Raw genomic sequence first — 11,517 nt, 5'->3', positions numbered from 1 at the left:
TTGCGCCGGCGAGTGAGCAATCACCATTGTCCGAGTGCGTCCGCCTTGAACAACTTTCAACACACTAAATAGCAATTGATTTATAGGAGATATTATGAATCCAAAAGCTTTAAAATCACTTGAATACTACAAGATCATCGACCAACTGACAGAGAAGGCTTCTTCCCAGATGGGGAAAGACCTGTGCAGGCACCTCCTGCCCTCTGAAGATGTTTACGAAATCCGTCATATGCAGACCCAGACCAGAGACGCCCTCACACGCCTTTTCCAGAAAGGAAACATCTCCTTTGGAAGCGTAAAAGACGTGCGCGGCTCACTGAAACGTCTGGAAATCGGAAGTTCCCTTGGAATTTCCGAACTCCTTGCCATTGCCGGACTTCTGGAAAATACCAACCGTGTCAAAGCCTACTCCCGAAATGAGCGCGGAGATGCAAGAGAAGACTCTCTGGACGGCATGTTTGAGAGTTTGGAGCCATTGACTCCCCTCTCAGCCGAAATCCGCCGCTGCATCATTTCCCAGGACGAAATCAGTGACGACGCCAGTGCCGGTCTGATGCATGTACGCCGCAGCATGAAAGTTGCCAATGACCGCATCCACACCCAGCTGGCCTCTCTGGTAAACGGCAGCGCCCGTAATTACCTTCAGGACTCCGTTATCACCATGCGAAACGGCCGCTACTGTATCCCGGTAAAAGCCGAATACAAAGGTCAGGTTCCAGGTATGATCCACGACCAGTCTTCCACCGGCTCCACTTTATTCATTGAGCCTCTGGCGATTGTCAAACTAAACAACGACATCCGCGAGCTGGAGCTTCAAGAACAGAAAGAGATTGAGGCAGTTCTCGCTACCTTAAGTGAACAGACAGCCCAGAATGTGGACGCCATTCGCGCAGACCTTGACATTATGATCCAGCTGGATTTCATTTTTGCCAGAGCAGGACTTGCACTGGATATGAATGCCACAGAACCCATTTTCAATACAGAGAAACGCATTCACCTGAAACAGGCACGCCACCCGCTCATTCCCAGAAAAAAAGCCGTTCCCATTGACATCCGTCTTGGAGAAGACTTCGACCTCCTTGTTGTAACCGGACCAAATACTGGTGGTAAAACCGTTTCCCTTAAAACAGTTGGGCTTCTGACCCTGATGGGACAGGCGGGACTTCACATTCCAGCCCTGGACCGCTCCGAGCTTTCTGTTTTCCGTGAGGTTTACGCAGATATCGGGGACGAGCAGAGCATCGAGCAGTCTCTCAGTACCTTTTCCTCACATATGACCAACGTAGTGTCTTTCCTGAAAAAAGCAGATCAGGACTCTCTGGTGCTTTTTGATGAGCTTGGCGCTGGTACCGACCCGACAGAAGGAGCGGCACTTGCCATCTCCATTTTGTCTTTCCTGCATGAACAAGGCATCCGCACTATGGCAACCACCCATTACAGTGAACTGAAAGTTTACGCCCTGTCCACTGACGGCGTTGAAAATGCCTGCTGTGAGTTTAATGTGGAAACCCTGCGTCCTACTTACCGCCTGCTCATCGGTGTTCCTGGAAAGAGTAATGCCTTTGCGATTTCTTCCAAACTTGGACTTCCGGACTTTATCATTGAGCGCGCCAAAGATCAGATCAGCCAGAAGGACGAGTCCTTCGAGGATGTACTTACCTCCCTGGAAAACAGCCGCGTGATCATCGAAAACGAGCGTCAGGAAGCAGAGCGTTACAAAACCCAGATTGCTTCCTTGAAACAGGAGTTAGAGTCCAAGCAGGAGAAGCTGGACGAACGTAAAGAGCGGATCTTGCGCGAAGCCAACGAAGAAGCCCGTAAGATTCTTGCAGATGCTAAGGAATACGCAGATCAGACCATGAAAATGTTCCACAAATTCCAGAAAGATCACGTGGACACTGCTGCCATTGAAAAAGAACGCCAGAATCTTAGAAACCGCATGAACAAAGCCGAAAAGGGCATGTCCATAAACACCACCGTAAAGAAACCGAAAAAAGAGCTGAAGCCTAAGGATCTTTCCCTTGGAGACACCGTTCAGGTACTGAGCATGAATCTGAAAGGAACTGTCAGCAGTCATCCCGATTCCAAAGGCTTTCTTTTTGTACAGATGGGTATCATCCGTTCCAAAGTTCATATTTCTGACCTGGAGCTTGTTGACGAACCAGTTATCAACACTCCTGGACTTTCCAGAACAGGAGCAGGCAAAATCCGCATGTCCAAGTCTACCAGTGTTTCCACAGAGATCAATCTTCTTGGAAAAACTGTAGATGAGGCTGTGGCAGAACTGGATAAATATCTGGATGACGCTTATCTGGCACACTTAAAGAGCGTGCGTATCGTACATGGTAAAGGTACCGGTGCCCTTCGAAAAGGAGTACACAATTATCTCCGCCGCCAGAAGCATGTGGCAGATTTCCACCTGGCTGAATTTGGCGAAGGAGATGCTGGTGTTACCATTGTAGAATTTAAGAAATAACTATATTTTATAAGGAGAAACTATGGTTGCTAAACAGAAAATCCTCATTGTCGATGATGACAACAATATTGCAGAGCTGATTTCTCTGTATCTTACCAAAGAATGTTTCGAAACAAAAATTGTAAACGATGGCGAGCTGGCTTTAAAAGAATTTCAGACTTTTCGCCCGAACCTGATTCTTCTGGATCTGATGCTTCCAGGTATTGACGGCTATCAGGTCTGCCGTGAGATCCGCCACACCTCAGACGTGCCGATCATTATGCTTTCCGCAAAAGGAGAAACCTTTGACAAGGTACTTGGCCTGGAGCTTGGCGCCGACGACTACATTATCAAGCCTTTTGATTCAAAAGAACTGGTTGCCCGTGTCCGTGCAGTTCTACGCCGTTTCCAGCCCAAACAGGCTGCAGTTGTAAGCGATGAGAAATGTGCCACTTATCCGGATCTTATTGTCAACCTTACCAACTATTCCGTTACTTATATGGGAAAACAGGTAGACATGCCGCCTAAGGAGCTGGAGCTTCTCTATTTCCTTGCTTCCTCACCCAATCAGGTATTCACCAGAGAGCAGCTTCTGGACCACATCTGGGGCTACGAATATATTGGCGATACCAGAACTGTAGACGTTCACATTAAACGTCTGCGCGAAAAAATCAAAGATCATCCGAACTGGTCTATTTCTACAGTCTGGGGAATCGGATACAAGTTTGAGGTAAAAAGCGAATGAGAAAAACGGTTCACAGCAAACTGATCTGCAGTTACATTTTCATTGGAATTGTAGGCTTCCTTTTCGCTACAGCAGGTGGCTCTCATTTCGTGGAAACCTATCTGGAAGAAGAAGTTGGCGCAAGGCTGTATGACAGTGCTGTACGATTTGCTTCTGATGCTGTCACTATACAGCAGGTTGCAGACAATGATAGCAAAGGACTGGAAAAGATTATGGATATTCTGGCTTCCGGAGAGGAAGCCGGGATACTGATCCTGGATAAAAATTTCCATGTGATCGTGCAGTCCTCAAATCTGGAATATAACGTCAGTTCTGCGAAATCCACTGCCGATTCTGAAGTTCAGACTTCAGAAACAGATAAAATCCCAGAGAATGGAACATCCTCTGAAAAATTCTCTGCTGCAAACACAATTTCCATCCCCTATTCTGATCTGGACTTCTGGCTTAATACCCAATATCAGATCAGTAATTTTTATGGCTATTTTTCCAGTCCCCATCTTAATGTGATGATATCGGTGGAAAATTCCGGTGTAACAGAAGGCTATGTTACCTACCATTATGACATGCAGCAGCTTTATCAGAAACGAAGCGGTCTTCTTGGAATTCTTCAGATGGTTTTTTTTGCCGTGTATGCCTTGTGCGGACTGCTCCTTCTCTGCTATCAGAAATGGATCCATACTCCAATGCAACAGATCATCAAGGGGGCTTCCGAATATGCCAACGGAGATCTGAGTTATCGCATTCCAGTGAAATCCGAGGACGAAATGGGCTATCTTGCCAAAACCCTGAACTACATGGCAGACAGGATCAACCAGAACGGAGAATACCAGCGCACCTTTATTGCCAATGTTTCCCACGATTTCCGCTCTCCTCTGACTTCCATCAAAGGATATGTGGAGGCAATTCTGGATGGCACCATCCCCCCGGAATTGCAGGACAAATATTTAAATATCATTTCCCATGAAGCTGACCGTCTGGAAAAACTGACGCGGAGCCTTCTGGTGCTGAATGATCTGGATGAACGGAAACGGATGATGAATATCCGCAAATTTGATATTAATGATGTGATCAAAAATACTGCCAATACGTTTGAGGTAATCTGTTCCAAAAAGAATATTGACCTGGAACTGCTGCTTTCCGGAAGAGAGCTGTTCGTAGAGGCAGATATGGAACAGATCCAGCAGGTACTGTACAATTTATTGGACAATGCAATCAAATTCAGTAATGACAATTCCTCGATCAACATTGAAACATCCGTAAAAAATGATAAGGTTTTCGTTTCTGTGAAGGATCACGGAGTAGGAATCCCCAAGGACAGCCTGTCCAAGGTGTGGGACAGATTTTACAAGACAGATACCTCCCGCGGAAAAGACCGGAAAGGTACAGGACTTGGGCTTTCTATTGTGAAAGAGATCATCAAAGCTCATAATCAGAATATTAATGTGATCAGCACGGAAGGTGTTGGAACAGAATTCATTTTTACTTTAAAGAAAGCAAAATAAATTATTCAGCAATTCTTTTTATAAAAAACGAAGACCTGGAGCGTGTTTGAAAAAAGCTCCAGGTCTTTTACTATTTCCAGTCATACTTGCGCAGATGCCCCTCCAGTTTCAGATGGGCAAAGTCATGCTGACGAAAGGCTTCATAAAGAATAATGGCAACCGAATTACTCAAATTCAGAGATCTTGTTTCTCCCAGCATGGGAATCCTTACGCAGGTCTCCTGATTGTCACGGAGAATCTCCTCCGGGATTCCGGCACTCTCCTTGCCAAACATGATAAAGCAGTCGTCCTCATACTTCACATCCGCATAAGTCTGAGGTGCTTTCGTAGTCGCATAATAAATCTTCGCTCCAGGATTTCTCTCCAGAAAATCTTCATAATCCAGATAAGTAGTTACATCCAGATCTTTCCAGTAGTCCATTCCGGCACGTTTCAGTGCTTTCTCACTTAATGAAAATCCCAACGGCTCGATCAGATGGAGCCTGGTTCCTGTAGCCACGCAGGTACGTCCTATATTTCCTGTGTTCGCCGGAATCTCCGGCTCATGAAGTACAATGTTTAATGTTCCCATAGTTTTTATACTCTCCTGTAATTACAGCAGTTTTATTTCGATTTTAAGGCAATATCTTATATATCTCGTCTTTAGCCGGCCGCTCCAGATACCTGCCATTCCCATTGTAGTAAAGCATTCTGTCATTTCCAGCATTCGTCTGTCCAATCACAGCAGCCATCATGCCCATTCTGCGAAGCTCCTGCACCAATGCTTCTCCTGCCGGAATACCGATCAGAACAGCCCCTTCCGAATTCAGCTTATAAGGATTAATGTCAAAGATTTCACAAATTTCAATTGTCTCCTGGCGTATGGGTACCTTGGAAAAATCCATTTCCAGTCCCACCTGGGAAGCCTCCGCCATCTTCCACAGAGCACTCAGAAAACCACCCTCACCCATTGCATAAAAAGCGGTAGCGCCAGCCTCTTTTACATTTATCTCATCCGCAGTCCCGTAAAGGGTTCTCAGATTCTCTGCCTCCCGTAAAAAACCTTCTGAAAAATGCTCTCTTAAAATCTCATGTTTTTCCCTTGCAATCTGCGCTGTGCCGTAAAGAGCAATGGCTCCAGCCACCACCAGTTCGTTTCCAGGCGTAAGAAGCCCGCTGATTTCAGCCTGCAGTGCTTCCATAGCCGCTTTTCCAAGCCTCATTTTCTCTTTTCCCTACAGAAGAAGAGAGAGGACAGCAGGAACTACCATTGCCAGAACAAGAATAACAGCAATGATCGCAGTTACAAGTTTTCTTTTCTTTGGATCAAACATTCCCATAATTTTTAACCTCTCATAACCATCCGGCACTTTACAGACTACAAATATACGCCATGTCAATACGGCCAGCCGAACAGTTACACCCTTTCTTTATTATATCTGAATTTCCTTCACTGCCGCATTATGAAGCAGTGGATCCCGGTTTTCATAGTCAAACAGCAATATTTTTCCATCCCGGAACACCTCAATATGCGCTGTCTTGGGCACCTTTTCCTGGCGCCTGTACTCCCAGACTGCTTTCTCATAGGGCTTCTGGTCATACTCAAAGGATGGATGGCTTTTCAGGTTTTCGCGAAGATACAGGTCGTAGATCATGCTGTCTGCCACCTTTTCCCAGGTCGCAGTTTCCATTCCTCTGCAATCTTCCGCAGCTTTTCCCGCAGGATTCTCCACCTCAGGATCCTGATTTCCAGATTTTCCTGCGGATTTTTCTTCCAGTTCTTCCTTCACAAACTCCAGCAGGATCTCATATCTGCGCATTCTGGAATGGGAAATCTCTGAATAACCTTTTTTCTCATAAAACTGTCCCAGCTTCTCATACAATGTGAAAGCATCCTCAAACAAAGGCTCCACACAGGCGATGGTATTCTGAAACTGTCCACTATTATAGTACAGTTCCACCATACTTTCCACCATTTTCAGCTTCAAAATGTCTTCATATGGCAGCCATCTGGTTCCCAGTACCTCATATGGCTCCAGTTCTTTATGCACAATGCCATATTCTTCTGTCATCTCTTTCATATGAGAGCCCTTCAGAACCTTCAGAAATCCAAGCTGAAGCTGCTGGGGACGAAGTGCATAAACATCATTGAAGGACCGGTGAAAGCTGTCATAATCCTCATAAGGAAGACCAGCGATCAGATCCAGATGCTGGTGAATATTCTTAAAACTATGGATGCGGTTTACAATCCCTGCCAGCTTCGGAAAATCCATAGTCCTGTGGATAGCACGAATAGTGTCCGGATTTGTGGACTGTACACCGATTTCCAGCTGGATCAGCCCCGGACGCATGGTGCTCATCAGTTCCAGTTCATTTTCCCTCAACAGATCTGCGGAAATCTCAAAGTGGAAATTGGTAATTCCATTATCATGATCTTTTATGTACTGCCAGATGGTCATTGCATGATCGTGCTTACAATTAAAGGTTCTGTCCACAAATTTCACCTGTGGCACTTTATGATCCAGGAAAAACTGAAGTTCTTTCTTTACCAGTTCCAGGTCGCGAAAACGCAGTTTCTTGTCCACAGATGACAGACAATAGCTACATGAAAAAGGACAGCCCCGGCTGCTCTCATAATAAATAATACGATTTTCAAAATCCTTCAGATCTTCGTAAGCAAAAGGTACCCTGCTTAAATCCATGATCTGCCGCCATCCGTTATTCTGAATTGTACCGTCCGGTTTACAGTACACAAGTCCGGTGGTTTTCTCCAGAGAAGGACTTCCATTCATATAGTGCTTCACCAGTTCCAGGAAGGTCTCCTCTCCTTCTCCAACCATTACACCATCAAATGCCGGGTTCTTTTTCAGAAATTCCTCTGCATCATACGATACCTCCGGGCCTCCCGCCCAGAAAGGAACATCCGGCAGGATCTTTCTCAGATCCTGCATCAGTTCCCGCACAAAAGTAATATTCCAGATATAGCAGGATATGCAGATCACATCCGGATGACATCTGTAAATATCCTTCAGAATGTCATCCTTCTGCTGATTGATGGTGTATTCCCGAAGTACAACATTGCTGTCATATTCTTTTGCGCAGGCTTTCAGGTTAAAGACAGCCAGATTGGAATGTATATATTTTGCATTACATGCTGCAAGTAATATCTTCATCGTTCTTACTCGTCCAGAAGTTTCTTTAACTCTTCTTTATCCGTAAGACCAACCAGACGGTGTGCTTCTGCTCCGTTCTTGAAAATGATCAGGGTAGGAATGCTCATAACCCGGAACTGCTGTGCAAGCTCCATGTTCTGGTCCACATCAAGCTTTCCTACTGCATAACCTTCCTCTCCCAGTTCCTCCACGATTGGCCCCTGACGCATGCATGGTCCGCACCAGGTTGCCCAGAAATCAAGAAGAAACGGTTTCTCGGATTTTAATACTTCCTCTTCAAAATTCTGTGTTGTGATTACTTTTGCCATAATTGATCCATCCTTTCTATCGGTCTATTCTTCTCTCTGATTTCATGTCGAAATTCTACTTTTTTTGTCTGTTTCTCACATACTGGTTTGCACTGAGTCCCGCCTGGGCACCATCGTAAACTGCCTTTGCCACCTGCAAAAGACCGCCGGTACAGTCACCTGCTGCAAAAAGCCCCGGAATGGTGCTCTCCATCTTTTCATTTACCTTGATGTTGCCTTTCTCAGTAAGTGCCGCGCCCATCTGTCTTGCCATTTCTGCGCTTCCTGCAGTTCCAAGCGCTACAAAAACGCCGTCTGCCGGGACAAATGTCTCTGTCGAATCCCTCACCGGACTCTCCTGACTATGGAACTCTGAAGCTTCCATTTCAGCTTTCTTTCCTTCTGGCAAAAGCTGAAGGTTCTTCTCTTCATCAGTATCTGATTTTGCATCCGTCTCTGACTCAGAGACCAGACGCAGTCCGGACACCTTCTCGTCTCCCTCTACAGACTGAATTTTCATTGTATTCACCGCAAAAGAAGATTTCCTGGAAAACTCCGGTTCTTTCCCATCTGTGTAGATGGTAACAGAACCGGCCATAGGTGCCAGTTCTTCTGCCTCATGAAGAGCGAAGTCGCTGTTTCCAAGCACTGCAACATCCTTTCCCCTGTAGAAAAATGCATCACACACAGCACAGTAGCTGACACCTCTTCCCTCAAATTCCTTAATCCCCGGAATTGCAGGAGCCTTTCGTTTGCTTCCTGTGGCAAGGATCACACTGATGGTGTCAAAATCACCTGCTGTTGTCTTTACTGTAAAAGTATCAAACCCGCCAATCCCCAGTACCTGTACCTCCAGGATCCGCACGCCTAATGCTTTCGCCTGTGCAAGTCCTGTCTCAAATAATTCTTTCCCGGAAACAGGATGTTCCATACCATAATAATTCTCTATTTTTTCTGCTTTTTCCAAAGCACCAATGCCGTTATTGATCACCAGTGGATCCATATTTGCCCGGGCAGCATACAAAGCTGCGGAAATTCCTGCCGGTCCGGCACCGATAATGATTATTTTTTCCATATACTTCAGAATCACCTGCCTTTCTCATGATTCCAATCTTTCCCATATATTGTTATTTTTCTTACAATTTCACGGTTCAGTATCTTCACAGTTATACCCTTCCCGGAATAGTACCTGTTAAATAGTTACCTGACAATATACTTTCCATAAAAGAAATTCAGACTTTTCATTTTTCGTCGGTTCTTTTTTCGTCTATAGCCTTCTCTGCATAAGCCAGTCCCCAGAATATCACAGCTGGCATACACGCCATCAACGGAAACGCATAACGCAGAAGACCGTTTACCGGAGAAGCTATACAGATTGCCACATTCAGCGCCGGGGCAGCCAATACCAGGATTCCTTTCCATCGCTTCCTGTAGATCAGATATCCAAGGAGCAGAATCACGATCCATGTGTAGGTTCCCGCATTGCAGATCTGCGCAAGACCTGGAATCTGACTCCACAGATCGGCATAACGTTTCAACTGATTCCTTGTCTCTGCGGAAAAGATCTGATGATAATCTGACTCTTCAATCAGCGGCTCATTTACTGTATAGAAGCGGTAGGAGCTCTGCGCGGTGCAATTATGAAATGGGTAATAATATCCATAGCTGTTATGAAGTGTGGCTTCTATATACACCCCCGGATGCCTCAGAAACATGCTGAACCAGGCATTAAAGTAGCGTTTCAGCTTCGCCATGGTAATATGTCCGCCGCGATAAGTTGCCTTTACCGGATCAGACAGTTCCGGATTATACAAATCCGCAATCTCATCATACTTCATCACCCCGTCAATTGCTTTAGCTTCTTCCTTTGTCACATCATCCGGATATTCCTTCAGATATCTGGCTGTCTGCTGCATTGGAATTGAGAAAAATACTCTGGATGGGAAATTACCAATGTATAGTCTCGGTGCCACTTCTTTCTGAAGCCCCATGTAGCCCACTGTCACAAGGATCACCATTCCAACTGCATACAGTCTGCGTTTTTTTCCAAGGAAAAAGAATAACAGGATAAATGCAGGAAGCACCATGTAAAGTCCATTATTTCTGGTAATGCACATGCCAAAGCCAACCAGAAACAGCACTGTCAGCTGCTGTCTTAAAGACTGGCCACTTTTTTCCCGAAGGGTGGGAATGCAGCATTCCACATAGATTACCATGAAAAGGGAAAACAGAGCGCTGAAACTTCCATCCTTAATGATCGTCTGGGAATAAGCTCCAAATACAGGCACAAGACTGAAAAATGCAATACAGCAGATATTGAACCATCTTGGTGCTCCCCATGATTTCAGTTTATAACAAACAGTGGCATAACATACCGCATAAATCAGTGCCAGCACGCCAACCACCATGAAAATGCCCCAGTTATCACTGATCACATTTCCAATTGTCATCAAGGCTCCCATTATAAGGCTTAATTCCCATGGATGCTTGTTTGTAAATCTCTGATTTCCGGCAAACATATTCAGCTGCCGGAAGCCATCATAGGGAACACTTCCTGGCCAGAAGATCAGGATATAGGGAAGCCATCCTGCCAAAATCAGCAAAAATGCTACCAGAAGGTAGTGTTTTTCCATAAATTCCGGAAATTTCTTTATATTCCTGCTGTGCAGAAAAGGATGCTTCTCTCCATATGCATATAAAAGACTGATCACTATATCAAACAGAAAAAAGAATCCTGCCCATGTAAGCAATGCGATCAGAATCTGATTTCTCCCAGCTGTAAAGAAGGTCCAGTTTCCCTGCACGGAAAAGGACATTCCGATCAGCATAAAAACAGAAAACATGGCGGCGATCAGATGCGTGATCCATTTACAGCTTCTGCAAAAATTCTTCCAGCATTTCATGTACAATGCAATGATTGCAATGAGAACCACCAGTTTGTCGATTCCGATTCCTGTCATCTCTTTCTTGCATAAAGAAAGAAATGTTTCTCCCGGATTATCTGCCGAACCAGCATACAAGCCCGTCATGGAAAGAGCAAACACTGTTAAAATGGCGGCAATAAACGGCAAAGTATATTTTTTTAATTTTTTTTCCACCAATAAATCCTCCCGACTTTTATCACACTGCCATTCTAACATTACTATATATGAAAAGCAAGGCGTGGTTTTTACAAGGTAAATTTTTGGAATTTACAGATTTTTTGAAATTTTTGTTGCGTCAAAGCAGTTTCTATGCTATTATATGCACTGTAAGTTCAGAGAACTTATAAATGCCCAGATAGCTCAGTTGGTAGAGCAGAGGACTGAAAATCCTCGTGTCGCTGGTTCGATTCCGGCTCTGGGCATTTTTTTATTTTTCAGATACGCTCTGGAAA

The 11,517-nt window shown here is 45.0% G+C and carries 9 protein-coding genes and 1 tRNA gene; 4 read left to right on the top strand and 6 right to left on the bottom strand.

Annotated elements, in window-relative coordinates; genetic code table 11:
- The first annotated feature begins 94 nt into the window (after positions 1–94).
- The 3 genes from AB5170_RS07975 to AB5170_RS07965 are packed head-to-tail and all read left to right on the top strand — an operon-like array spanning position 95 to position 4,702.
- Positions 95–2,476 (top strand): endonuclease MutS2, encoded by a 2,382-nt coding sequence (locus AB5170_RS07975; RefSeq protein WP_173771764.1) that lies wholly within the window; start codon positions 95–97, stop codon positions 2,474–2,476.
- A gap of 22 nt (positions 2,477–2,498) precedes the next feature.
- On the top strand, positions 2,499–3,200 hold the full coding sequence (locus AB5170_RS07970) for a response regulator transcription factor (RefSeq protein ID WP_118582333.1): 702 nt from the start codon (positions 2,499–2,501) through the stop codon (positions 3,198–3,200).
- A complete protein-coding gene (locus AB5170_RS07965; protein ID WP_226837053.1) occupies positions 3,197–4,702 on the top strand; it encodes a HAMP domain-containing sensor histidine kinase in 1,506 nt (501 codons plus the stop codon). Before AB5170_RS07970 ends, AB5170_RS07965 begins: the two co-directional genes overlap by 4 nt.
- A 70-nt stretch (positions 4,703–4,772) precedes the next feature.
- On the opposite strand, the gene AB5170_RS07960 is transcribed toward AB5170_RS07965, so the two are convergent.
- From AB5170_RS07960 to AB5170_RS07935, 6 genes are all read right to left on the bottom strand, one after another.
- Positions 4,773–5,273 (bottom strand): tRNA (cytidine(34)-2'-O)-methyltransferase, encoded by a 501-nt coding sequence (locus tag AB5170_RS07960; RefSeq protein ID WP_173716891.1) that lies wholly within the window; start codon positions 5,271–5,273, stop codon positions 4,773–4,775.
- Positions 5,274–5,316: 43 nt separating this feature from the next.
- Positions 5,317–5,904 carry an AIR synthase-related protein gene (locus AB5170_RS07955; protein ID WP_173735093.1) on the bottom strand — a complete coding sequence of 196 codons (588 nt, stop codon included), beginning with the start codon at positions 5,902–5,904 and terminating at the stop codon, positions 5,317–5,319.
- Positions 5,905–6,114: 210 nt separating this feature from the next.
- A complete protein-coding gene (locus tag AB5170_RS07950) occupies positions 6,115–7,854 on the bottom strand; it encodes a B12-binding domain-containing radical SAM protein (protein WP_173716893.1) in 1,740 nt (579 codons plus the stop codon).
- Between the two features lie 5 nt (positions 7,855–7,859).
- A complete protein-coding gene (gene trxA, locus AB5170_RS07945) occupies positions 7,860–8,162 on the bottom strand; it encodes a thioredoxin (RefSeq protein ID WP_118582321.1) in 303 nt (100 codons plus the stop codon).
- A 55-nt stretch (positions 8,163–8,217) separates the two neighbouring features.
- A complete protein-coding gene (locus AB5170_RS07940) occupies positions 8,218–9,216 on the bottom strand; it encodes an NAD(P)/FAD-dependent oxidoreductase (RefSeq protein ID WP_178004683.1) in 999 nt (332 codons plus the stop codon).
- 166 nt (positions 9,217–9,382) lie between these two features.
- Positions 9,383–11,239 carry a DUF6020 family protein gene (locus AB5170_RS07935; RefSeq protein ID WP_118582318.1) on the bottom strand — a complete coding sequence of 619 codons (1,857 nt, stop codon included), beginning with the start codon at positions 11,237–11,239 and terminating at the stop codon, positions 9,383–9,385.
- Positions 11,240–11,414: 175 nt separating this feature from the next.
- On the opposite strand from AB5170_RS07935, the gene AB5170_RS07930 reads away from it, so the two are divergent.
- Positions 11,415–11,487 (top strand) — tRNA-Phe (locus tag AB5170_RS07930).
- Positions 11,488–11,517: the final 30 nt, after the last annotated feature.

Source organism: Ruminococcus sp. RTP21484sp1_RTP21281st1_A8_RTP21281_210402, from assembly GCF_040914025.1.
Classification (GTDB): Bacteria; Bacillota; Clostridia; order Lachnospirales; family Lachnospiraceae; genus Blautia_A; species Blautia_A faecis.
This window is presented reverse-complemented; position numbering and strand designations above follow the sequence as displayed.

What these genes read in the sequence shown, in the direction of transcription:
- AB5170_RS07965 (WP_226837053.1), top strand. Translation starts at nt 3,197, where the DNA reads ATGAGAAAAACGGTTCACAGCAAACTGATCTGCAGTTACATTTTCATT.
- AB5170_RS07970 (WP_118582333.1), top strand. Translation starts at nt 2,499, where the DNA reads ATGGTTGCTAAACAGAAAATCCTCATTGTCGATGATGACAACAATATT.
- AB5170_RS07955 (WP_173735093.1), bottom strand. Translation starts at nt 5,904, where the DNA reads ATGAGGCTTGGAAAAGCGGCTATGGAAGCACTGCAGGCTGAAATCAGC.
- AB5170_RS07975 (WP_173771764.1), top strand. Translation starts at nt 95, where the DNA reads ATGAATCCAAAAGCTTTAAAATCACTTGAATACTACAAGATCATCGAC.
- AB5170_RS07960 (WP_173716891.1), bottom strand. Translation starts at nt 5,273, where the DNA reads ATGGGAACATTAAACATTGTACTTCATGAGCCGGAGATTCCGGCGAAC.
- AB5170_RS07940 (WP_178004683.1), bottom strand. Translation starts at nt 9,216, where the DNA reads ATGGAAAAAATAATCATTATCGGTGCCGGACCGGCAGGAATTTCCGCA.
- AB5170_RS07950 (WP_173716893.1), bottom strand. Translation starts at nt 7,854, where the DNA reads ATGAAGATATTACTTGCAGCATGTAATGCAAAATATATACATTCCAAT.
- trxA (WP_118582321.1), bottom strand. Translation starts at nt 8,162, where the DNA reads ATGGCAAAAGTAATCACAACACAGAATTTTGAAGAGGAAGTATTAAAA.